The sequence below is a fragment of the Allobrachymonas sp. genome, assembly GCF_041912815.1.
Lineage (GTDB): Bacteria > Pseudomonadota > Gammaproteobacteria > Burkholderiales > Burkholderiaceae_C > Brachymonas.
The window spans coordinates 80253-101045 of the sequence record NZ_JAYRLV010000009.1 but is presented as its reverse complement, the minus strand read 5'-3'; the positions used below and the strand labels follow the sequence as shown (position 1 = coordinate 101045).

Here is a 20793-nt window from a genome sequence, read left to right as displayed (position 1 = left end):
ATCCGCTGCCCGTGCCGGGCCCCGCCCCCGATCCGGCCCCGGAGCCCACTCCCGCACCGGACGTGCCCGATCCTGCGGCCCCGCCGGCCTGAGTGGGCGGGAATCCGTTCCGCCCTGGCCTTTTTTTCCTGGCCCTTTTTTCTGTCCGTCTGATTTTTTTCGTTGATTCGTTTCTGGAACCTGAAACATGACCCAACTGACTGCCCTGCTGTCCGTGTCCGACAAGACCGGCATCGTCGACCTCGCCCGTGAGCTGCATGCTCTGGGCATCAAGCTGCTGTCCACCGGCGGCACCGCCCGCCTGCTCGCCGACAGCGGCCTGCCCGTGACCGAGGTGGCCGATCACACCGGCTTCCCCGAGATGCTCGACGGCCGCGTCAAGACCCTGCATCCCAAGATCCACGGCGGCCTGCTGGCCCGCCGTGACCTGCCCGAGCACATGGCTGCGCTGGCCGCACACGACATCCCCACCATCGACCTGCTGGTGGTGAACCTCTACCCGTTCGAGGCCACCGTGGCCAAGACGGGCTGCACGCTGGCCGACGCCATCGAGAACATCGACATCGGCGGCCCGGCCATGGTGCGCAGTGCCGCCAAGAACTGGAAGGACGTGGCCGTGCTGACCGACGCCAACCAGTACGCAGGCGTGATCGCCGAGCTGCGCGACGCCGGCCAGGTGAGCCTGGCCACGCGCTTTGCACTGTCGGTGGCTGCGTTCAACCGCATTGCCCAGTACGACGGCGCAATCAGCAACTACCTCTCCTCGGTTGCGTTCGACGCTGCCGGCATCGAGGGTACGCCCGTGCGTGGCGAGTTCCCCGGCCAGGTCAACCTCGAATTCGCCAAGGTGCAGGACCTGCGCTATGGCGAAAACAGCCACCAGCATGCCGCGCTGTACCGCGAACCGCAGCCGCCGGTGGGCTCCATCGTCACGGCCGAGCAGCTGCAGGGCAAGGAGCTGAGCTACAACAACATCGCCGATGCCGATGCCGCCTGGGAATGCGTCAAGCAGTTCGACGTGCCCGCCTGCGTGATCGTCAAGCACGCCAACCCCTGCGGCGTGGCCATGGGCAAGGATGCCGCCGACGCCTATGCCAAGGCCTTCCAGACTGATCCCACGAGCGCCTTCGGGGGCATCATCGCTCTCAACCGCCCGCTCGACCGCGCGGCAGCCGAGCACATCGTCAAGCAGTTCGTCGAAGTGCTGATGGCCCCGGACTTCACGCCCGAAGCCCTGGAAGTCTTCAAGCCCAAGACCAATGTGCGCCTGCTGCGCATCGCGCTGCCCGCCGGCACCTCCGCCACGGCCAACGCCCACGACTACAAGCGCGTGGGCGGCGGCCTGCTGGTGCAGACCTCCGACAGCCATGAGCTCCACCTCTCCGACCTCAAGGTCGTCACCCAGCTCCAGCCCACCGAGCAGCAGCTCCAGGATCTGCTGTTTGCCTGGAAGGTGGCCAAGTTCGTCAAGAGCAACGCCATCGTCTTCTGCAAGGACGGCATGACCATGGGCGTGGGCGCCGGCCAGATGAGCCGCCTCGACTCGGCTCGCATCGCCAGCATCAAGGCCCAGGCTGCGGGCCTGAGCCTGGCCGGCACGGCCGTGGCGAGCGATGCCTTCTTCCCGTTCCGCGACGGGCTCGACGTGGTGATCGACCACGGTGCCACCTGCGTAATCCAGCCGGGCGGCTCCATGCGCGACCAGGAAGTGATCGACGCCGCCAACGAGCGCGGCGTGGCGATGGTCTTCAGCGGCGTGCGCCACTTCCGCCACTGATCTCCCTGACCGGTCCCGCTGGGCCGTGCCTTCCGGCCGGCCCTGCGGCCCTGGCCCATGCACAAAGCCGGCAGTTCCCCCTCGGGAGCTGCCGGCTTCTTTCATGGGCACACCGCCCGGACACCCCGGGCAGCACAGTGCTGCCCCGGGAACACCCTTACCGCATGGCGCGGGCCAGCAGCTGCACGTTGTGGCGCACCAGCTGCAGGTAGGTCGGGGCGGGTCCGCCTGCGCGGCTCAGGGCGTCGGAATACAGCTCGCCCTGCACCTGCACACCCGCCTCGCGACCGAGCTGCTGCACGAGACGCGGGTCCTTGATGTTTTCGACGAACACGGCCTTGATGTGCTCGCGCCGCACCTGCTGCACGATCATCGCCACCGTGCGGGCGGAGGCCTCGCTCTCGGTGCTCACCCCCTGCGGCGCGATGAAGCGCAGCTGGTAGCGGCGCGCGAAATACCCGAACGCATCATGCCCCGTGAGCACTTTGCGCTGGGCCACCGGAATCGGCGCGAACTGCTGGCGCACCCACTGGTCGAGCGCCCTGAGCTGCCCCTCGTAGGCCGTGAGGCGCTGGGCATAGTAGGCACGGCCCGCCGGATCGGTGCGCATGAGCGCAGCCGCCACATTGCGTGCATAGGTCTGCATGAGCACCGGATCGTTCCACACGTGCGGATCGAACACCGCATGTCCGTGCTCGTCGGTCATGCGCGTCGGGGTGATGCCCTGCGAGGCCACGGCCACCGGAATGTGGCTGGAGGCAAAGGCGCGCTGCATCCCCGCGCCCTCGAAACCCAGGCCGCTCAGGAGCCCGAGACGGGCAGCGCGCAGCTTGCGGATGTCGGCCGGGGTCATCTGGTAGACGTGCCCGTCCTGATCGGGACCCACGAGCGTCTGCACACTCACCCGGCTGCCCCCCACCTCGCGCGCCACATCGCCGAGAATGCTGAAGCTCGCCACCACCGGCATCGGCGCCGCCCAGGCGGCGGCCGCCCACAGACCACAGGCTGCCAGCAGCCCCTTGAACCAACTCGTTTTCTTCATGTCCATTCTCCTCGGTGACAGGGAAGACCGGAATCGCGCAGACCTGCATCCGATCCGTTTCATCGCACAATAGATGAAAATGGTTATCGTTTGCATTATCATCTGCAGCACCTCCCGATTTGTCTATAATTGCAACACAGTTGCGATAATAGCACCGTTTGTCTTTTCATTTACGACTCTGCAAGGCTCCCCATGTCCCTGACATCCCTCCGCTCGCTGTCCCGTGCACTCCTGGTTCCGCTCGCCCTTGGCGGGGCGGGGCTGGCCGCTTCGCTGCCCGCACAGGCCGCCCATCCGCTCATCACCGATGACACCGGCACCCAGGGCACCGGCCACTGGCAGTTCGAGCTCAACACCGACCAGACCCGTGTGCGCGACGAGGACGGGACTTCCACCCACACCCAGGCCGTCAATGCCACCCTGACGCGCGGCATCACCGACACCCTGGATCTGGCCATGAACCTGCCCTACCAGCACCTCCGCACGGATGGGGACGACGCGGTCAGCGGCGTGGGAGACATCACGGCCCAGGCCAAGTGGCGCTTCCACGAGGCCGGCAACTGGTCATTCGCCCTCAAGCCGGCCGTCACCCTGCCCAGCGGCAATGCCTCGAAGGGGCTCGGCACCGGCCGCAGCACCCAGGCGCTCAGCCTCATCGGCCAGTACCAGAACGGCCCCTGGACCTGGCTCACCAATGCCGGCGCCACCCACTACGACAACAACCAGGGTCTGCGCACCGGCCTGTGGAGCGCCTCTACCGCCGTGCTCTATGCCCCCAGCGAGCGCTGGAGCTTTGCTGCCGACGTCGGCGCAAGCCGCAACCCGGATGCGACCGGCCCCTCCACGCTGTCCTATGCCCTTGCCGGCGCCATCTACCACTGGGGCAAGAACGTGGACCTCGATGTGGGCTACCGCCAGAGTCTGCAGAGCGGCCCCATCGAGCGCACCCTCGGCGCCGGCGTGACCATGCGCTGGTAAGCAGCGCACGGGAACGGATACGGCCCCGCCTGCACACAAGCGCGCTGCCAGTGGCGACGCCCGGGGCCTTGGTGTAGAGTGGGGGTGATGTCTGCGATTTCCTCCGTTCCTTCCCGTTCTTCCGCTCCCGTCCTGGCGCCCGTGCCGGATGCAGGGCATGACCATGGGTGGGCCCACGTGCTGCGCGAACGCGGACTGCGCGCCACGCGGGCAGGTGTGCGGGTGCTGGAGATCGTGCACGAGGCACGCGTCCCGCTGAGCCACGACGACCTCATGCAGGCCCTGCAGGCCAGTGGCGGACAGGATTCGGTCACCGTTCCCAACAAGGTGACGCTCTACCGCCTGCTCGACCGCTTCGTGCACGCAGGGCTGCTGCGCAAACTCCAGGGCAGCGACCGCACGTGGCGTTTTGCCATGGCCGAGCTCGCGGGCGCTGGGCTGTTCGAGTGTGACAAGTGCCACCAGATTTCGGCCCTGCCCGACACCCCCGAGCTGCCCGCGCTTCTGTCCCGCATCCAGAACGTGCTGCGGCAAGAGGGGCTGGCCGGCAACGATCTTGCCCTCACCGTGCACGGACTGTGCAGGGACTGCAATCACTGACCTCTTCCCGCTGGGGGCCCTGTGCCACGGCAGGGGCAATGTGGTCCAATTCTTCCTGACGGAGACAGAGGTGCCGATGGCCTGGCTTGCCCGGGCGGTGCACGGTGCGCCTGTCTCCTCCACCGGCAGCCCCGTGTCCGGGGACTGTCTCACAGGAGATTGCCATGAAAGTCCTGCTCGCCGTCGACGGCAGCCCCTACACCAAGAAAATGCTGGCCTATCTCGTGGAAAACCGCGAGATGTTCATGTCCGGCCGCAACGACTATGTTCTGCTGACCGTCGTGCCCCAGCTGCCCAACCGGGCCACCAGCGCCATCAGCAAGGAAGTCCTGCTGCAGTACTACGCCGAGGAATCCGCCAAGGTGACGGACCCGGTGGTCAAGTTCCTGGCCATGCATGACATCCACCCACGCGTCGTGGGCAAGGTCGGCACCCCCGGATCGATCATCGCGCAGGTCGCCCAGGAAGGCGACTTCCACCTCGTGGTGATGGGCTCGCACGGCTACGGGGCGCTCGGCAGCCTGGTCATGGGCTCGGTCGCCACCAAGGTGCTAGCGGAGTGCACGGTGCCCGTGCTGCTGGTGCGCTGAGTCTTTCTGCGGCGCCTCTTCCTCATTCTGCAGCTCCTCCGTGCCCTGCGCCAGCCCCTGCCAAGCGGGGCGGGGCAGGGACGCAGAGGGGCTCGCTTGCTTGTTCAGGAGTATTCGGATGTCCTTTGTGCAATGGACGGAAAAGACCACGGCGGTGCTGCGCAACGGTGGCGTGATCGGGCCGGAGGAACGGCTCTCGTGGCCCCAGACCGGGCTGATGGGCATGCAGCACGTGGTGGCCATGTTCGGCTCCACGGTGCTGGCCCCCATCCTGATGGGCTTCGATCCCAACCTCGCCATTCTGATGAGCGGAATCGGCACGCTGATCTTCTTTGTGCTCACGGCCGGCCGCGTGCCGAGCTATCTGGGCAGCAGCTTTGCCTTCATCGGCGTGGTGATCGCCGCCACCGGCTATTCCGGCAAGGGCCCCAACACGGGCATCGCGGTGGCGCTCGGGGGCATCATCGCGTGCGGACTTGCGTATGCCCTCATCGGGGCGGTGGTGCAGGCCATCGGCACACGCTGGATCGAGACCCTGATGCCGCCGGTGGTCACCGGCGCGGTCGTGGCCGTGATCGGGCTCAACCTCGCCTCCATCCCCGTCAAGAACATGGCCCACGGCAACTTCGACAGCTGGATGCAGGCCGTCACCTTCCTGTGTGTGGCACTGGTGGCCGTGATGACGCGCGGCATGCTGCAGCGGCTGCTGATCCTGCTGGGGCTGCTGGTGGCGACAGCCGTGTATGTGCTGCTCACCAACGGATTCGGCCTCGGCACCCCCATGGATTTCTCCGGCATCGCGCGGGCCGCCTGGCTGGGCACGCCGACCTTTGCCCACCCTGTGTTCCACAGCGACGCCATGCTGCTCATCGTGCCGGTGGTGTTCATTCTGGTGGCCGAGAATCTGGGCCACATCAAGGCCGTCACGGCCATGACGGGCCGCAAGCTCGATGCCTACATGGGGCGCGCCTTCATCGGCGACGGTCTGGCCACCATGGTGAGCGGAGCCGCCGGCGGGCCCGGGGTGACCACCTATGCCGAAAACATCGGCGTGATGGCTGCCACCCGCATCTATTCCACCGCCGTGTTCGTGGCCGCAGCCTGCATTGCCATCGTGCTCGGGTTCAGCCCCAAGTTCGGGGCGGTGATCCAGGCCATTCCGCTGCCGGTGATGGGCGGTGTGAGTATCGTGGTGTTCGGCCTGATCGCCGTGTCGGGGGCCAACATCTGGGTGCGCAACCACGTGGATTTTGGCGATACCGGAAACCTCATGGTGGCAGCCATCACGCTGGTGCTGGGCACCGGGGACTTCACACTGGCGTTCGGCAACTTCCGGCTCGGCGGCATTGGCACTGCCACGTTCGGCGCCATCCTGCTGCACCAGATGCTGCGCCTGCGACGCGCAGCGGAGTGATGCATCCCCGCTCCCCCGCAGGCCAAGGCCGGCTCCTGCAGTCAGGAGCCGGCACGGTGGAGTTCAGGGCTGGACCGCCTGCTGGCGTGGGTAGACGAGGCGGTCGGTGTCGAAGCCCGCTGCCCGTGCCTGCAGCAGCAGAAGATCGAGCTCTCCTGCGGGCAGCGTGGGCGTGCGCGACAGCACCCACAGATACGACCGGTCTGCCCCGCTCACCAGGGCATAGCGGTACTGCGGATCGAGCACGAACACGCCGTAGGCCCCATAGAACGGGCCAAAGAACGAGACCTTGAGATGGGCCACATCCGGCCCCTGCACGAACCGGGCCTTGCCGGTGGCCTGCTTCCAGCTCCCGGCGCGGGGATCGAAGCCCCGGTTGACCACCTGCACGCTGCCATCGGGCTGGAGGCTGTAGGTGGCAGTGGTCTGCTCCAGCCCGCGCTCGAACGAGTGGTCGAGCCGGGCGATCTCGTACCAGGTGCCCAGATAGCGGTCGAGGGCAAAGTGGCGCACGGGCTCGATGCCCGCAGGCAGGCGGGTGGCGCAGCCCTGCAGGGCCACGGCCCCCGCCACTGCACCAGCCACGCCCAGGGCTCCCCAGGCCAGACGGCGGGCACGCATGTCAGTCCTCCAGCCAGTCGGAAAGCTCCTCGGCGTGTTCCTCTTCCTGTTCGAGGATGCCTTCGAGCATGCGCTTGGTGGTGGGGTCCTTGTCGGCCACGAGCTGGATGATCTGGCGGTAGGTTTCCACCGCGACGCGCTCGGCCACCAGGTTGGCCCGGATCATGGCCTTGAGGTCGGTGCTGTCGTCGTAGTCGGCATGGCTGCGCTTGGACAGGGTATCGGGGTTGAGATCGGGCGAACCGCCCAGCTGCACGATGCGCTCGGCCAGAAGGTCGGCATGGGCCAGCTCCTCGTTGGCATGCACCAGAAACTCCTCGGCGATCTTGGGAGAGGCCAGTCCCTTGGCGGTGCAGGCATGGCGGCGATAGCGCAGCACGCAGACCCACTCGGTCGCGAGCGAAGCATTGAGCAGCGCACAGATGTCTGCGGCCCACGGCGCAATGCTGGGGGTGACGGCACCGTCATCCAGGCTTTTCTTGGACTTCTCGATGGCCGACTGATCCAGCTTGAGGGAAGAATGACTCGTCATGACAGATTCCTTTACAAGAATTGAAAATGAAAAGATCCAACTGCCCTGAAAATATAGCGCCAAGGCACTCAGTGGAGAACGGATTGCTGCAGTTGCTGGCGTCTCTTACAAAATGACAATCCTGCCGCTGTGCCGGCAGCGGCAGAGAAGGCTGAGCCAGCAATCCCCGGACACAGGCCACGCCACACAGGCCCCGAAAGTCCCCTGCAAGGGGCATCGTCCAGGATGGGGGGAGGAGAAAGCAGGGAGGGGAAGGAGAGTGGAAGCAGCCGGGGCAGCCCTGCAGGGCGCCCGGTGCAGACGGGTATGCACCCGAGTCCCTCGTGAGGAGCTGGCCGCCTGTGGGCTCCCTCTCGTGAAGGGGGTACAGGGTGGATGCTGCCGTGTCGTGTGTCACACGGAGTGGCCGGTGGGCGATCCCTTTGGCATCGTGCGGCAGAAGCCGGAGCGGTTGCCGATGCGATATCCAATGTGTGTATGGTAGGCCGCATGCTGCGCAATATGCTGGCGTTGTGCGGGCAGATTCGCCAAAATGAGGCAGATAATTTCTCTTTTCATCGAAAGTGAGCAATTTCATGGAAATGGACCGTTACGACCGCAAGATCCTCGCCGTGCTGCAGGAGCATGGACGCCTGAGCAACCAGGAGCTCGCCGAGCAGGTGGGACTGTCTCCTTCGCCCTGTCTGCGGCGTGTGCGGGCGCTGGAGGAAAGCGGCCTGATCGCAGGCTACCGGGCCATGCTCGATGCCCACAAGATGGGGTTCACGCTCATGGCTCTGATCGGCATTTCCATGGACAAGCACACGCCCGAGCGGTTTGCCCACTTCGAGACGCTGGTGCAGGACATCCCGGAAGTGCTGGAGTGCCTGCTCATCACCGGACAGCAGTCCGACTACCAGATCAAGGTGGTGGTGCGCGACATGAAGGACTTCCAGCAGCTGCTGCTCGGCAAACTCACCCGCATCGAGGGGGTGACGGGGGTGCACACCAGCTTCGTGCTGCGTCCGGTGTTCATGCGCACCTCGCTGCCGGTGGACTGAAGAGCCTCCGTCTGCCTGAATCCGTCAGGGACGGGCTCGAACGTGGCACGCGAACCGCAACACGATCTGCAGATTTCGTGACGCAGGTCATGCACCACCGCAGAATCTGTGGCGGCCCCGTGGGAGAGGGAAGGAGCCGGCGCAAAGCCGCGTGACAGCAAAAATCCCCTCACGTATACTGCCTTGCATTCATTTGCAGTTCTCTTTCCCTCACCGTGCACATTACCCAGCATACGGATTACGCGTTGCGTGTCCTGATCTATCTGCAGGCCAATGGCCACCGGCTGGTGACCATCCAGGAAATCTCCGATCGCTTCGGCATTTCCCGCAGCCATCTCATGAAAGTCGTCAACCAGCTCATCCGCGCCGGCTACGTGGATGGCCTGCGGGGCAAGGGAGGGGGCCTGCGGCTGGCGCGGGAGGCCAGCAAGATCGTCATCGGCGATGTGGTGCGCCACATGGAGCGGGACTTCCATCTGGTCGAATGCTTTGCGGACGGCAGCCAGTGCCTGCTCACCGGCAGCTGTCACCTGCGCGAGGTGCTGGGCAAGGCCCTGCATGCCTTTCTGGTCGTGCTTGACCAGGTCACGCTGGAAAGCATCATGTCCGAGCGCGAACAGCGCATTCTGTTCATGCCCTCGATGGGCACGGGCCTGCGCAAGCCCGTGGATGCCGAGGATCCCCTCATGGCCTGTCGGCGGGTACCTGTCTCTGCCTCGCTCGACGCAGCCAACGACGTCGACGACGCCCTTTCCGGCACCTGAGGACGCGGCACCAGCCGCCTTCGTCTCCCGCCGCCGTCACACGGCGCAGCGCTCTCCTGCGGGTGGCGCCTGTGCCTATTCCATTTCGCCGATGGTCTTGCGCAGCCGGACGTTGGCGATCCAGAAGAAGACCGATCCCGTCACGCAGATGGCCAGGAGCGAGGGCCAGATGGTCTCGATCCCGGCGCCCCGGAACAGCACGCCCTGTGCGAAGCTCACGAAGTGGATGGTGGGCGTCGCCGACATGAGCAGGCGCACGGCCTCGGGCATGCTTTCGAGCGGCGTGATGGCCCCCGAGAGCACGATGAGTGGCAGCAGCACCAGGATGGCCAGCAGGCCGAACTGCGGCATGCTGCGCGCGAGCGTGCCGAGAAAGATGCCGAGCGAGGTGGTGGAGAACAGGTAGATGAGCGTGCCGAGGGCGAACAGCGCCACCGAGCCGTTGACCTGCACGCCGAGCACCCCCCGCACGATGACGGTGAGCGCCAGCAGCGCTCCCCCGAGCACCACCACGCTCATGCTCCAGACCTTGGAGAGCATGATCTCCAGCGAGGTGACGGGCATGACCAGCAGGTGCTCGATGGTGCCGTGCTCGCGCTCGCGGATGAGCGCCGCCCCTGCGAGCACGATCGACAGCAGGGTGAGGTTGTTGATGATGCTGGTCAGCCCCCCGAACCACGAGCCGTAGAGGTTGGGGTTGTACTTGACGCGCACCACCAGATCGGTGGGCAGGGGCAGATCGGCACTGCGGTGGTTCTGGGCCCAGGCGAGCACTTCCTCGACCAGGATGGTCTCGACGTAGCCGGGGCCGGAGAGGGCCTGGCTCTGCCGGGTGGCATCGACGTTGAGCTGCAGGGCCGGATGCCGCCCTGCCACCAGATCGCGCTGGAAGTTGGGCGGGATGTCGAGCACGAAGGTGTCCTCGCCCATGTCCATGACGCGGTCCATCTGCTCCCGGCCTATGAGACGCGGGGGCATGAAGTAGGGGGGACGCAGCGCGTCAATGAGCCGCTGCGAGAGGGCGGACTGGTCCTCGTCGACGACGGCGATGGCCGCGTTGCTCAGGGTGTCGGGCTTGGCGCGTGCATCGGCGAGCACGGCCCCGGTGAACATGAAGACGATCACGCCCATCATGGCCCAGTCGCGCAGCAGGCTGAAGAATTCCTTGATTCCCAGGAAGTAGATGTTCTGCAGGCTGCGCCGCACGCTGGCGCGCGCGGCCTGCAGGCGGATGGCGGTGCGGTCGTCGTCGGACATGTCAGTCGGCCTGTTTCTTGAGAAAGCGCACAGACAGCAGGGTCAGCACGGGCACCATGAGCAGCAGGGGCCACAGGGCGCTGGCGAGTTCGCCAAAGCCCAGCGCCTTGGAAAAGGCCCCCCGGCTGATGGTGAGGTAGTAGGAGGTGGGATAGATCATGCCGATGAAGCGTCCCAGCCCCTGCAGCGAGCTGACCGGGTCGATCAGCCCTGAGTACTGGATGGCCGGGATCATCGAGGCAATGGCCGTGCCGGCAATGGCAGCCACCTGGCTGCGGGTGAGCGAGGAGGCCAGCAGCCCCAGCCCCGTGGTGGCCGTGACATACACCAGCGTGCTCAGCACATAGGCCGGCAGGCTGCCGGTGAAGGCCACCCCGAACTGCAGCAGGGCCTGCAGGAACACGAGCAGGAAGCTCATCATGGCAAGGGCGATGTAGGGCAGCTGCTTGCCGAGCAGGAACTCCACCCGCGTGACCGGGGTGGTGTACATGTTCATGATGGAGCCCAGCTCCTTCTCGCGCACCACTCCGAGTGCCATGAGCATCGAGGGGATGAAGACGAGCAGGATGGGGATCATGGCGGGCACCATGGCCACAAGGCTCTGCATATCCGGGTTGTAGCGGTAGCGGGTATCGACCGACAGCGGCACCTGCATCGACTGCCCGGTGAACTCCCGGGCCCAGGTCTGCAGCGTCTGCAGATGCATGGCCTGCAGGTAGCCGGACACGGTCTCGCCACGCAGCGGCATGGAGCCGTCCACCCAGGCCCCGATCTGCGGACGGGCACCACGTTCCAGATCGCGCCCGAATCCCGGCGGGATCTGCAGCGCCAGCGCCAGCTCGCCGGTCTTCATGCGTGCATCCAGCTCCTGCAGGCTGTGCAGGGCAGGGCGCTGCCGAAAGTAGCGCGAGCCCGCGATTTGCAAGGTGTAGTCCTGGCTCAGACGGCTCTGGTCCTGGTCGAGGACGGCGTAGTTGAGGTTTTCCACATCGAGCCGGATGCCGTAGCCAAGCACCATCATCAGCAGCACGCTGCCGAGCAGCGCCATGGCGAGGCGGATGGGATCGCGGCGCAGTTCGAGCGTTTCGCGGGCGCTGTAGCTCAGCAGCCGCGCCAGGCTCCAGCGCGGCGGGGCCGCCACCGCAGCAGGCCGTGCTGCGGGCACCGGGGACGAGGCCGGGGAGGGCGGGGCTGGCACAGCTGCCTGTGCCGCTTCTTCCGGCAGGGCGGCCTCGCCGCTGCGGCCCATGGCGTCTTCCAGGTAGTCGATGAAGGCCGCCTCCAGCGTGGGCGCTCCGCGCGCGGCCACCAGCGCGGCGGGGGTGTCGCAGGCCAGCACATGGCCGGCATGCATGAGCGAGATGCGGTCGCAGCGCGCCGCCTCGTTCATGAAGTGGGTGGAGATGAAGATGGTGACCCCGTCCCGGCGGGACAGGTCGATCATGAGGGACCAGAATTCGTCGCGGGCGATCGGATCGACCCCCGAGGTCGGCTCGTCGAGGATCAGCACATCCGGATGGTGCAGGACGGCCACGGCGAGCTGCAGCCGCTGCCGCATGCCGAGCGGCAGGGCATCGGGCTGCTGGTCGAGCACGTCGTCGAGGCCAAATCGCTCGGTGAGCTCGCGCATGCGCGGCGCGATCCGCTCGGCCGGCAGGTGGAACAGCCGGGCGTGCAGCAGCAGGTTCTGCCGCACCGACAGCTCCGAATACAGCGAGAACCCCTGCGACATATAGCCCACCCGGCTGCGGGTGGCCATGTTGTCGGCGTCCATGCGCTCGCCGAACAGCAGGGCTTCTCCCCGGGTCGGCGGCAGCAGGCCGGTGAGCATCTTCATGGTGGTGGACTTGCCGCAGCCGTTGGAGCCGAGAAAGCCGAAGATCTCGCCCCGGCGCACCTGCAGCGTCACGTCATCCACAGCCACGAAGTCGCCGAAGGCCTTGCGCAGCCCCTTGGCGTCGATCACCACCGGAGCCTGTGCCACGTCGAGCGGTGGAATGACCAGGGCCTCGTGCCCCTGCAGGCGCTCGGGGGGGAGCAGGTGCAGAAAGGCCTCCTCCAGGGTGGCCGTGCCGGTGCGTGCCCTGAGCTCCCCGGGCGTGCCGGTGGCCAGCACCCGCCCGGCATCCATGGCCACGAGCCAGTCGTACTGCTCGGCTTCTTCCATGTAGGCGGTGGCAACGAGCACGCTCATCTGCGGCCGTCCCCGGCGGATGCGGTCGATGAGTTCCCAGAACTGGCGCCGCGAGAGCGGGTCGACCCCCGTGGTGGGCTCGTCGAGGATGAGCAGATCGGGATCGTGGATGAGCGCACAGCACAGCCCGAGCTTCTGCTTCATGCCCCCCGAGAGCTTCTGGGCAGGGCGATCGGCAAAGGGCGACATGCCGGTGGCCGCCAGCAGCTCGGCGATACGGCGCCGGCGCTCGGCCCGTGTCTGCCCGAACAGGCGCCCGAAGAAGTCGATGTTCTCGAACACCGACAGGGTGGGGTAGAGATTCTTGCCGAGTCCCTGCGGCATGTAGGCGATGCGTCCGCAGCTCACACGGCGGTGCTCGGCATCGGCCATGTCGCCACCGAGCACGTGCACCTGTCCTTCCTGGATCCGGCGGGCGCCCGCAATGAGCCCCAGCAGAGTGGACTTGCCCACCCCGTCTGGCCCGATCAGGCCCACCATGCACCCGGCCGGCAGGTCGAGGTCGATGTGGTCGTTGGCCCGCGTGGCGCCGTAGCGGTGGGTCACTCCGCGCAGGCTGGCCACGGACGGAGCCGCAGGCGCCCCGTCCGGAGTCGCGGGAGCAGAAGAAGCGCTCCCCACGGCAAGAGGGGCGTCGGAGGCAGCGGTCATGGCAGATGGACTTGCAGGTTCTGCGGCCAGTCATGGCGCGCATCGAGCCGCACGTGGGCCACGCCGGTCATGCCGGACTTGACCTGGTTCTGGTACTTCTGGAGCAGTGCCGGGTCCACCCGCGCCTTGACGCGGAACATGAGCTTCTGGCGCTCGTTCCGGGTCTCCACCGCCTTGGGCGTGAACTGCGCCACACCCGCCACATAGCTCACCGTGGCCGGAATCACGAACCCGGGCGCGGCATCGAGCACGATGCGCACCTCGTTGCCGAGTCCGACCTGCCCTGCCACCTCGTCGGGCAGGAAGAAGGTCATGTAGACATCGTGCAGATCGAGCATGCTGAGCACACGCCCCCCTGCACCCACCACCTCGCCGGGCTGCACCACACGGTACTGGATGCGGCCGCTGCGGGGCGCCTTGAGATCGGTGTCGTCGAGCTCGCTGCGAATGCGGGCCACCCCCGCCTGGGCCGCATCAATGCCGGCCTGCGCCTGCCGCACCTGGGCCTGGGCCACCTGCAGCCCTTCCTTGACGGCCTGAATCTGGGCACGTGCCACCGACACGGCCGATTCGGTGCTGTTCACGCGTGTGCGGTCCTCGTCGACCTGCTGCTGCGAAATGGCCCGATCGGCCAGCAGCGACTGGGTACGTCCGAGCGTGGTGCGCGCCATGCCGCGCTCTCCCTCACGCTGGCGCAGCACGGCCTCGGCGGTGACAAGGTCGGCACGGGTCTTGGACACCAGCGCCAGGGCCGACACCTTCTTGCTCTGCGCATCAAGCAGCTGGGCCTCGGCCTGGTGCAGCACCGCCTGCATGGAGGTGTTGTCCATGTGGGCCACCACCTGCCCCACCTTCACCGGATCGCCCTCATTGACCAGAATGTCTTGCACCCGTCCGGCGCCCTTGGCGGCAATATCCACCTCGGTGGCCTCAATGCGGCCGTTGCCCGACGCAAAGCCCTCTGGATCGCGGCCAGCCTGCTGGTGCTGCCAGTACCACCAGCCCCCGGCGACCACGGCGACTGTCGCCGCTGCAGCTGCCAGCCATTGTTGCTTGCGAGTGAATGTCACGGTTGGATTCCTTCCTGAACGGTGGCCGCCGGTGCGGCGGCACGCATGGATGCCGATGCAGCTGATGCAGTCAGCGCAGACGGTGCAGCGCCTGCGGGCTCCGTGGATACGAACGCAATGGCCGCATCACCGCCGAGCGCCTTGTACAGCCCCACCAGACTGCTCAGGCGGGCGCGGTGCAGCTGCACCAGCCCCTGTTCGGCCGCAAAGCGGGAACGCTCGGCATCGAGCACTTCGAAATAGCTGTTATAGCCACGGTCATAGCGCTTCAAGGCAATGCGCTCGCGATCGCCCTGCGCCGCCACCAGCTCCCGGACGTCCTTTTCCTGCTCGGCCAGCCAGTGCCGAGCCGCCATCAGCTCGGACACTTCTCGAAACGCCCCACGGATGCTGCTCTCGTACTGCGCCACCAGCTCGTTACGCCGGGCTTCGGCCAGATCGAGATGCGCCTGGGTGCGTCCGCCGTCGAACAGCGGCATGTGAATGCTCGGCACAAACAGCCACGCCCCGTAGGCATGGTCGAACAGATTGGAGAAGGAATCGCTGATGGCGCCCCCCGCCCCCGTGAGCGTGACGCTGGGCAGAAATGCAGCCCGGGCTGCCGCCACATTGGCCCGCGCGGCGCGCAGCTGCCATTCGGCCGCACGGATGTCCGGTCGCCGCGTCAGCAGCGTGGAAGGCAGCCCCGCTGGCAGCGGGCGGTCTGCCAGCCGGGTGAGCGGATGCTCGCCCTGTGCCTTGGGGGGATCGGGCAGGTGCGTGAGCTGGGTGAGCAGGGCGCGGTTCTGTGCCAGACTGCGTTCGAGTGCCGCCACATCGGCGCGGGTGCTCGCCACCAGACTCTCGGTCTGGCGCACCTCCATGTCCGAAATCAGTCCCACCGCTGCCCGGCGCCGCATGATGCGGTGGCTTTCCTCGTTGGCCGCCAGCGTGCGGTGCGCCAGCGCCAGCCGCTCCTGCAGCTCCAGCCCCTGCAGCCAGGTGTCGGTGACCAGCGCCATCAGGCTGGTGCGGAATGCCTGCTGCGCCTCGGCGCTGGCCAGATAGGTATCGCGCGCGGCCTGATTGAGCTGGCGGATCTTGCCCCAGAAGTCGATTTCATAGGGCGTGAGCACCACCCCGGCTTGGTAGGTGGAAAGAATCTGTGTGCGATCGACCGATTGCAGCATCGCCGCCCATGGCTGCGGCAGCGCCCCCGAGGGCACCTGATCGATGGGCAGATCGACCCGGCTGCGGATGCCCTGCGCTCCCATGCCGATGGCGGGCAGCGAATTGGCCCGCTGCAGCCCGGCCGAGGCGCGCGCCTCCTCCACACGGGCGACGGAAGCCCGCAGGTCGCTGTTGTAATCGAGCGCCGCCTGCAACAGCCGGTGCAGGTCCGGATCGGGAAAAAGATCGTCCCAGCGCAGCACCGTCGCAGCCGCTTCCTGCTGTTCCTGGGCTCGCACGGCCACCGGATAGGAAGAGGGCAGGGCCGCCACCGGTGGCTCGGGCCGGGGAGCGGATGCACACCCCAGAAGCCCCAGGGCCACCATGGTCCCCGCCATGATCGTGCGCAACGGACAGAAAGAATGCTCGGGCAAGTTCATGACACCTCATCATCTCAGGCCACAATACCCGCAAAGATCCCGGGCAGCCTGCAGGACACAGCCCTGCTCCGGCGCGAGGCACCACGGCAGAGGCAGGTCATGGAATCATTATGGGAGGAAACCGGGGACCCGTCTGTCAGGCGGCAGACCACAGGTCCACACCTCTTTCCACATGCACCAGCGCGCCACAGCATCTTGCACCGCAGCCCCGGACCTCCGATGATCCGCATTGTAACTCAACACATGTTGAATAAATGAGTCCGACATCCTTCCGAGCCGTTTTGCCATGACCGACGTCCTTGCTTCCTCGCCCCCTCGCACCACCCGGCGCCCGGGTCGACCGGCTGCTTCGCAGACCCCCTGTGCGGACGGCCGATCCCGGCTGCTGGAAGTGGCTGTCACCATCTTCGGCCAGCACGGATTCGATGGCGCCAGCCTGCGCACCATTGCCGAAGGTGCTGGACTCGACCCGGCCATGGTGAGTCACCACTTCGGCTCCAAGGCGCGACTCTGGCAGGCGGCCCTCGGCGCCATTGTCGAACGGCAGGAGGAGCATGCCCCCACCCTGCGCGCCATCATCGGCGGGGCAGAACCGCTCGTGGCCCGCATGCATGCCGCCATCGATTTCTTCATCGGCCTGGCCGCGCAGCGGCGCGAGGTCTTTCTCTTCTTCAGCCGCGAGCTGCACTCCCCGGGCTGGCGGCTTGATGCGCTCAACACCAGCCTGGCAGAACCTTTCTACCGCATCTGTGAACCCCTGTGGCAGGAGGCCATCGACGCCGGCATCGTGCAGAGCCAGCACCCGGCCGTCTTCCATACGCTGGTGCTGGGGGCCATCTGCATCACGCTCGATTCCAGCCCCACCATCACCCACCTGGCCGGCCAGGAGATCGACCGTCCCGCCATCACCCGGGCGCTGCGGGCCATTCTGCAGGGGCACTTTCCGGCCGCACCGGACGCGGACGGCTCTGCCATCTGACTCCTGTCCACGCCTACCGGAAGGCCGGACCTCTCCCCATGCGGGCATCGAGCGCCGTGCACAGCCGCTCCCATCCGGCCTCTCCCGGCTCCGTGTTGTCGAACATCAGCAGCTCGGGATACTCGGCCGGCTCCGGCCGAAAGAGGCGCGGATGGTACTGGTCCCAGTGGGCCAGCTTCCAGGCATCGCTGGGATGGGCACGCTGCTCGATGCGACGCCGGGCCTCCGCTTCCGCAAGCTGCACCCACACAATGCTGATCTGCACCTCGGGCCCCACCCCCAGCCATGCCCGGTCGGCAAGCCGGTGCGCCCGCACCTCGCGCGACAGCGGCCCGACCACCACCACATTCCCTCCTGTGGCCAGGTTGTCACGTGCCGTGTCCAACAGCCCCCGGTACTCGGGATCACGCAGATGCTGCAGATACACAGGGCTGTCCCGGTCGTTCGGGTCGCCCGTGAGCAGGCCCATCACCTCGGCACTGTAGGCGCCATAGAGCGTGTCCTTGTCGAGCAGGCACCACGCTCCCGCCGCCGGCTGCGCATGCCAGTGGCGCACCAGACGTCTGGCCAGCGTGGTCTTGCCCGTACCGGCATGGCCACAGAAAAAGAGAAGTTGCGACATGGGAAACGTCCTCCTGCAGGCAGGGCCACCATGGCCTGCCCGGGTGATCGGGAAACTCGACTATCCAGCCCCGAAGCATAGGCCATGGCAGCAACCGGCCCCGCTCCCAGCCTGTTCCCGCACACGGAGCCCAGGGCATACTCGGGACATCCTCCCTTTCCTGCACCTCCGCATCCTCCGGAACAGACCTGCCATGGACCTTTCTCCTCTCTCTCGGGACGCCTCGGCAGCCTCCCGCACCGATCCCCGCACCCCCTGGCTGGTGGCGGGGGGACTCCTCCTGCTGTGCATCATGATCGCCACCTGCTGGCAGACCGCCGACCGGCTCACCTGGTTCCTCGAAACCTTTCCGGTGATGGTGGTGGTGCCGCTGCTGGTGGCCACCCACAGGCGCTATCCCCTCACCACCATGCTCTACGCCCTGATCTTCGTGCATGCGCTGGTGCTGATCCACGGTGGGCTCTACACCTACGCCAAGGCTCCCCTGGGCTTCTTCATGGAACACTGGCTGGGCACCTCGCGCAACCCCTACGACAAGGTCGGGCACTTTTTCCAGGGACTGGTGCCGGCCCTGGCGGCACGCGAGATTCTGGTGCGGGCGCGCTATGGCCTGGGGCCGCGCATGCTGGCCTTTCTGTGCGTGTGCATCGTGATGGCCGTGAGCGCCTGCTATGAACTCGTCGAATGGGGCGTGGCCGAAGCCTCGGGCCAGGCGGCCGATGCCTTTCTCGGCACCCAGGGCGATCCGTGGGACACCCAGTCGGACATGGCCTTCGCACTCATCGGGGGCCTGTGCGCCATGCTGTTTCTGCGCCAGCTGCATGACCGGCAGCTCGCGCAGCTGCCCGGTGCATGCCCTGAGCGCGTGGCATCCGAGGTCTGAATCCGGGGCACGGAGGCCCCTCCTCGGCCTCAGAGCAGGTGGCGGGATTCGATCACGTATTCGATCAGCAGCTTGGCCACAAAACCGGTAAAGCCAAGGCCCAGAGCCAGAAAGAGCCAGAACGTCCCCGCCTTGCCGGCCTTGGACTTCCAGGCCAGATTGGCAATGATGAAGATCATGTAGAGCATGAAGGCACCGACCCCGAAGGTCAGGCCGAATTGGGAAATCTGGGCTTCAGTCAGTCCGAACATGGGTCAGGGTCATCCAGCAGGTCAGGGAGCGGATCAGGGGCGGTCGACAGCATAGCCGCAATCCCGGCACCCCACATCCGCGGTTGCGCCAAGTCCTTGCCCCGACACGGGAAATCACGGCGCCTCCGAGCGCACGCTGCGGCACAGTCGGCTGCCGCAGGCATGAAAAATCCGCCTCGTGGGCGGATCGGGTGCAGGCATGCCATGCACACCACCCGGTGACACCACCGGGCGGGAGGCAGATGCTTACTTGTGCTTCTTGCCCTTGGCAGGCGCAGCCGGCTGGTTGCTGGCCACGGGGGTAGCAGTCATCATGTCGAACTGCTTCTTCTGTTCGTCGTTGAGCTGGCCATAGAGCGCCACGGAAGCGTCATAGCGCTTGTTGATGAAGGCGGTTTCCTCGCCGCGCAGGCTCTTGAGGAAATCGACGCGCTGGGGAGTCTTCCAGCTGTTGAATTCCTGGGGAGAGGGGTTGCGGCTCGGCACGAAGCGGTTGGAATAGGCCGCCACGAAGTTGTTCCAGGCTCCTTCCTGCGAGGAGGAGATCTTCAGTGCGGACTTGAGCTGCATCATGGGATTGGCCTGCTTCTGGGCAGCCGGAGCAGCCTTTTCTGCAGCGAATGCGGCACCGCCGAGCAGGCCGAACATGGAAGCAGCGATCAGGGACCGCGTGAACAGTTTTTGAACAGACATGGTAATCCTCGGGTTGTCTAGCAATGCGGCGGTGCCTTTGTGGCCTGGGCCGCCTCGCGCACAGTATGCCCTGAAAGTTTGCCTCCCGACTACCCGGGGCGGTACGTTTGTAACAGAATCGCGGATTCGGCGCCTCTGGCTGCGGATCCGTTACATTCTGCCGCCCTCGCAGCAAGCAGGCTCCTGCGCGCTGCCCAGCGAATCGAGAATCGCACACTCGGGACGCTGGTCGCCATGGCAGGCATGCACCAGCGTCTCGAGTGTGGCCTGCATGGCCTGCAGGTCGGCGATGCGGCGCTCCAGGCGTTCGACCTGCGCCTGCGCAAGCGCCTTGACCTGCGCACTGCTGCGCGTGGGGTTGCGCCACAGATCGAGCAGGCTGGCCGTCTGCTCCATGTCGAATCCCACGGCACGGCTGCGCCGGATGAAGCACAGGGCCTGCACCTCCGACTGGCCATAGAGCCGGTATCCCCCCTCGCTGCGGGCAATGTCGCCCAGCAGCCCCAGACTCTCGTAGTACCGCACCATCTTCGGGCTGAGGCCCGCGAGACGCGCAGCCTGGCCGACATTCACCGGCCAGCTCACCGAAGCCAGGGAGGGGAGGGGGGCTACCGGATGGCTCACTTCTGCACGGCCTCGATCTGCGTGATGAGGTGCACGGAAGTGGGCATGCCCATCTTCACGAGGTAGTCCATGCCCCACTGGGTACGGTCGATGGTGGTCTCGAAGTCGCCGCCGCAGACTTCACGGCCATTGAACATCGGGCTCTTGTAGCAGTTGAAGTGCACAGCCTTGAGCGTGACCGGATGGGTCTTGCCCAGCAGGGTGAGCTGGCCCGGAACCGACACGAGCTTGTCGCCCTGGAACACGAAGCGGTCCGACACGAAGCGGATGGTCGGATAGCGTGCGCTGTCGAACAGGTCGGCGCTCTTGAGATGGGCATCGAAATGCTCGGTGCCGGAGCTGATGGTGTCGGTGTGGATGGAGACATCGACACGGCCGCGATGGTGGGCACGGTCGAGCTCGATGGAGCCCGTGGTCTTGTCGAAGCGCGCACGGTTGGTGGAAGTCCCGAAGTGGCCGATCTCGAACGTGGTGTGCGTATGGGCGGGATCGATTTCATAGCTGGCGGCCTGCGCCGCTGTGGCGCCCAGGGCCAGGGTGGCCGCCACGGCCATCAGGGAAAGACGAACTGTCTGCATGTCATTGCTCCTTGCATGGGGGGCAGCCCTGTCTGCATCCCCAT

The 20793-nt window shown here is 66.4% G+C and carries 21 protein-coding genes; 9 read left to right on the top strand and 12 right to left on the bottom strand.

Features of this window, described 5'->3' with window-relative positions:
• The first annotated feature begins 187 nt into the window (after positions 1–187).
• Positions 188–1777 (top strand): bifunctional phosphoribosylaminoimidazolecarboxamide formyltransferase/IMP cyclohydrolase, encoded by a 1590-nt coding sequence (gene purH, locus ACE3P9_RS08550; protein ID WP_374493332.1) that lies wholly within the window; start codon positions 188–190, stop codon positions 1775–1777.
• A gap of 157 nt (positions 1778–1934) precedes the next feature.
• Here the strand turns inward: purH and ACE3P9_RS08545 are convergent, their stop codons facing one another.
• A complete protein-coding gene (locus ACE3P9_RS08545) occupies positions 1935–2819 on the bottom strand; it encodes a metal ABC transporter substrate-binding protein (RefSeq protein ID WP_374493331.1) in 885 nt (294 codons plus the stop codon).
• Positions 2820–3011: 192 nt separating this feature from the next.
• Between ACE3P9_RS08545 and ACE3P9_RS08540 the strand changes: the two genes are divergently transcribed.
• The 4 genes from ACE3P9_RS08540 (at position 3012) to ACE3P9_RS08525 (ending at position 6401) form a co-directional block, all read left to right on the top strand.
• Positions 3012–3797 (top strand): transporter, encoded by a 786-nt coding sequence (locus tag ACE3P9_RS08540; RefSeq protein ID WP_374493329.1) that lies wholly within the window; start codon positions 3012–3014, stop codon positions 3795–3797.
• Positions 3798–3884: 87 nt separating this feature from the next.
• Positions 3885–4397, top strand: coding sequence for a Fur family transcriptional regulator (locus ACE3P9_RS08535; RefSeq protein ID WP_374493328.1), 513 nt, complete (start codon positions 3885–3887; stop codon positions 4395–4397).
• Positions 4398–4561: 164 nt separating this feature from the next.
• Positions 4562–4987 carry a universal stress protein gene (locus tag ACE3P9_RS08530; protein ID WP_374493326.1) on the top strand — a complete coding sequence of 142 codons (426 nt, stop codon included), beginning with the start codon at positions 4562–4564 and terminating at the stop codon, positions 4985–4987.
• A 118-nt stretch (positions 4988–5105) separates the two neighbouring features.
• Complete coding sequence (locus tag ACE3P9_RS08525; protein ID WP_374493325.1) at positions 5106–6401, top strand: solute carrier family 23 protein; 1296 nt, start codon at positions 5106–5108, stop codon at positions 6399–6401.
• Between the two features lie 63 nt (positions 6402–6464).
• Here the strand turns inward: ACE3P9_RS08525 and ACE3P9_RS08520 are convergent, their stop codons facing one another.
• Both ACE3P9_RS08520 and ACE3P9_RS08515 read right to left on the bottom strand, forming a co-directional pair.
• A complete protein-coding gene (locus ACE3P9_RS08520) occupies positions 6465–7022 on the bottom strand; it encodes a lipocalin family protein (RefSeq protein WP_374493322.1) in 558 nt (185 codons plus the stop codon).
• Position 7023: 1 nt separating this feature from the next.
• Positions 7024–7554 carry a ferritin-like domain-containing protein gene (locus ACE3P9_RS08515; RefSeq protein ID WP_374493321.1) on the bottom strand — a complete coding sequence of 177 codons (531 nt, stop codon included), beginning with the start codon at positions 7552–7554 and terminating at the stop codon, positions 7024–7026.
• Between the two features lie 575 nt (positions 7555–8129).
• Between ACE3P9_RS08515 and ACE3P9_RS08510 the strand changes: the two genes are divergently transcribed.
• Together ACE3P9_RS08510 and ACE3P9_RS08505 are read left to right on the top strand one after the other, a co-directional pair.
• On the top strand, positions 8130–8594 hold the full coding sequence (locus ACE3P9_RS08510) for an Lrp/AsnC family transcriptional regulator (protein ID WP_374493319.1): 465 nt from the start codon (positions 8130–8132) through the stop codon (positions 8592–8594).
• 215 nt (positions 8595–8809) lie between these two features.
• Positions 8810–9358, top strand: coding sequence for an Rrf2 family transcriptional regulator (locus ACE3P9_RS08505; protein WP_374493318.1), 549 nt, complete (start codon positions 8810–8812; stop codon positions 9356–9358).
• A 75-nt stretch (positions 9359–9433) separates the two neighbouring features.
• Here the strand turns inward: ACE3P9_RS08505 and ACE3P9_RS08500 are convergent, their stop codons facing one another.
• From ACE3P9_RS08500 to ACE3P9_RS08485, 4 genes are read right to left on the bottom strand one after another with little or no spacing between them, the layout of a single operon-like run.
• Positions 9434–10615, bottom strand: a complete 1182-nt coding sequence (locus tag ACE3P9_RS08500) for an ABC transporter permease (RefSeq protein ID WP_374493316.1) — start codon at positions 10613–10615, stop codon at positions 9434–9436.
• 1 nt (position 10616) lies between these two features.
• Positions 10617–13460, bottom strand: a complete 2844-nt coding sequence (gene rbbA, locus ACE3P9_RS08495; RefSeq protein WP_374493314.1) for a ribosome-associated ATPase/putative transporter RbbA — start codon at positions 13458–13460, stop codon at positions 10617–10619.
• A complete protein-coding gene (locus tag ACE3P9_RS08490; protein ID WP_374493313.1) occupies positions 13457–14530 on the bottom strand; it encodes an HlyD family secretion protein in 1074 nt (357 codons plus the stop codon). The genes rbbA and ACE3P9_RS08490 overlap by 4 nt, the downstream gene beginning before the upstream one ends.
• The gene (locus tag ACE3P9_RS08485; protein ID WP_374493312.1) at positions 14527–16119 is read right to left on the bottom strand and encodes an efflux transporter outer membrane subunit; all 1593 of its coding nucleotides are present in this window, start codon (positions 16117–16119) and stop codon (positions 14527–14529) included. The genes ACE3P9_RS08490 and ACE3P9_RS08485 overlap by 4 nt, the downstream gene beginning before the upstream one ends.
• Before the next feature lie 286 nt (positions 16120–16405).
• Between ACE3P9_RS08485 and ACE3P9_RS08480 the strand changes: the two genes are divergently transcribed.
• Positions 16406–17098: a TetR/AcrR family transcriptional regulator gene (locus ACE3P9_RS08480; protein WP_374493310.1), complete on the top strand. Its 693-nt coding sequence runs from the start codon at positions 16406–16408 to the stop codon at positions 17096–17098.
• A gap of 13 nt (positions 17099–17111) precedes the next feature.
• Here the strand turns inward: ACE3P9_RS08480 and ACE3P9_RS08475 are convergent, their stop codons facing one another.
• Positions 17112–17720, bottom strand: coding sequence for an AAA family ATPase (locus ACE3P9_RS08475; RefSeq protein ID WP_374493307.1), 609 nt, complete (start codon positions 17718–17720; stop codon positions 17112–17114).
• 193 nt (positions 17721–17913) lie between these two features.
• Here ACE3P9_RS08475 and ACE3P9_RS08470 point away from each other — a divergent pair, with 193 nt between their 5' ends.
• Complete coding sequence (locus tag ACE3P9_RS08470) at positions 17914–18603, top strand: DUF2238 domain-containing protein (RefSeq protein ID WP_374493305.1); 690 nt, start codon at positions 17914–17916, stop codon at positions 18601–18603.
• Positions 18604–18632: 29 nt separating this feature from the next.
• On the opposite strand, the gene ACE3P9_RS08465 is transcribed toward ACE3P9_RS08470, so the two are convergent.
• The 4 genes from ACE3P9_RS08465 to ACE3P9_RS08450 form a co-directional block, all read right to left on the bottom strand.
• Positions 18633–18854 carry a DUF2788 domain-containing protein gene (locus ACE3P9_RS08465; protein ID WP_374493303.1) on the bottom strand — a complete coding sequence of 74 codons (222 nt, stop codon included), beginning with the start codon at positions 18852–18854 and terminating at the stop codon, positions 18633–18635.
• A 246-nt stretch (positions 18855–19100) separates the two neighbouring features.
• Positions 19101–19547 carry a Spy/CpxP family protein refolding chaperone gene (locus ACE3P9_RS08460; RefSeq protein ID WP_374493302.1) on the bottom strand — a complete coding sequence of 149 codons (447 nt, stop codon included), beginning with the start codon at positions 19545–19547 and terminating at the stop codon, positions 19101–19103.
• A 150-nt stretch (positions 19548–19697) separates the two neighbouring features.
• Positions 19698–20171 (bottom strand): Cu(I)-responsive transcriptional regulator, encoded by a 474-nt coding sequence (cueR, locus tag ACE3P9_RS08455; protein ID WP_374493301.1) that lies wholly within the window; start codon positions 20169–20171, stop codon positions 19698–19700.
• A complete protein-coding gene (locus ACE3P9_RS08450; protein ID WP_374493299.1) occupies positions 20168–20749 on the bottom strand; it encodes a YceI family protein in 582 nt (193 codons plus the stop codon). The genes cueR and ACE3P9_RS08450 overlap by 4 nt, the downstream gene beginning before the upstream one ends.
• Between the last annotated feature and the right edge of the window lie 44 nt (positions 20750–20793).

Bases quoted from the DNA above. Each gene is read 5' to 3' on its own strand.
- purH (WP_374493332.1), top strand. From the start codon at position 188: ATGACCCAACTGACTGCCCTGCTGTCCGTGTCCGACAAGACCGGCATC.
- ACE3P9_RS08545 (WP_374493331.1), bottom strand. From the start codon at position 2,819: ATGAAGAAAACGAGTTGGTTCAAGGGGCTGCTGGCAGCCTGTGGTCTG.
- ACE3P9_RS08540 (WP_374493329.1), top strand. From the start codon at position 3,012: ATGTCCCTGACATCCCTCCGCTCGCTGTCCCGTGCACTCCTGGTTCCG.
- ACE3P9_RS08535 (WP_374493328.1), top strand. From the start codon at position 3,885: ATGTCTGCGATTTCCTCCGTTCCTTCCCGTTCTTCCGCTCCCGTCCTG.
- ACE3P9_RS08530 (WP_374493326.1), top strand. From the start codon at position 4,562: ATGAAAGTCCTGCTCGCCGTCGACGGCAGCCCCTACACCAAGAAAATG.
- ACE3P9_RS08525 (WP_374493325.1), top strand. From the start codon at position 5,106: ATGTCCTTTGTGCAATGGACGGAAAAGACCACGGCGGTGCTGCGCAAC.
- ACE3P9_RS08520 (WP_374493322.1), bottom strand. From the start codon at position 7,022: ATGCGTGCCCGCCGTCTGGCCTGGGGAGCCCTGGGCGTGGCTGGTGCA.
- ACE3P9_RS08515 (WP_374493321.1), bottom strand. From the start codon at position 7,554: ATGACGAGTCATTCTTCCCTCAAGCTGGATCAGTCGGCCATCGAGAAG.
- ACE3P9_RS08510 (WP_374493319.1), top strand. From the start codon at position 8,130: ATGGAAATGGACCGTTACGACCGCAAGATCCTCGCCGTGCTGCAGGAG.
- ACE3P9_RS08500 (WP_374493316.1), bottom strand. From the start codon at position 10,615: ATGTCCGACGACGACCGCACCGCCATCCGCCTGCAGGCCGCGCGCGCC.
- rbbA (WP_374493314.1), bottom strand. From the start codon at position 13,460: ATGACCGCTGCCTCCGACGCCCCTCTTGCCGTGGGGAGCGCTTCTTCT.
- ACE3P9_RS08485 (WP_374493312.1), bottom strand. From the start codon at position 16,119: ATGAACTTGCCCGAGCATTCTTTCTGTCCGTTGCGCACGATCATGGCG.
- ACE3P9_RS08480 (WP_374493310.1), top strand. From the start codon at position 16,406: ATGACCGACGTCCTTGCTTCCTCGCCCCCTCGCACCACCCGGCGCCCG.
- ACE3P9_RS08475 (WP_374493307.1), bottom strand. From the start codon at position 17,720: ATGTCGCAACTTCTCTTTTTCTGTGGCCATGCCGGTACGGGCAAGACC.
- ACE3P9_RS08470 (WP_374493305.1), top strand. From the start codon at position 17,914: ATGGACCTTTCTCCTCTCTCTCGGGACGCCTCGGCAGCCTCCCGCACC.
- ACE3P9_RS08465 (WP_374493303.1), bottom strand. From the start codon at position 18,854: ATGTTCGGACTGACTGAAGCCCAGATTTCCCAATTCGGCCTGACCTTC.
- ACE3P9_RS08460 (WP_374493302.1), bottom strand. From the start codon at position 19,547: ATGTCTGTTCAAAAACTGTTCACGCGGTCCCTGATCGCTGCTTCCATG.
- ACE3P9_RS08450 (WP_374493299.1), bottom strand. From the start codon at position 20,749: ATGCAGACAGTTCGTCTTTCCCTGATGGCCGTGGCGGCCACCCTGGCC.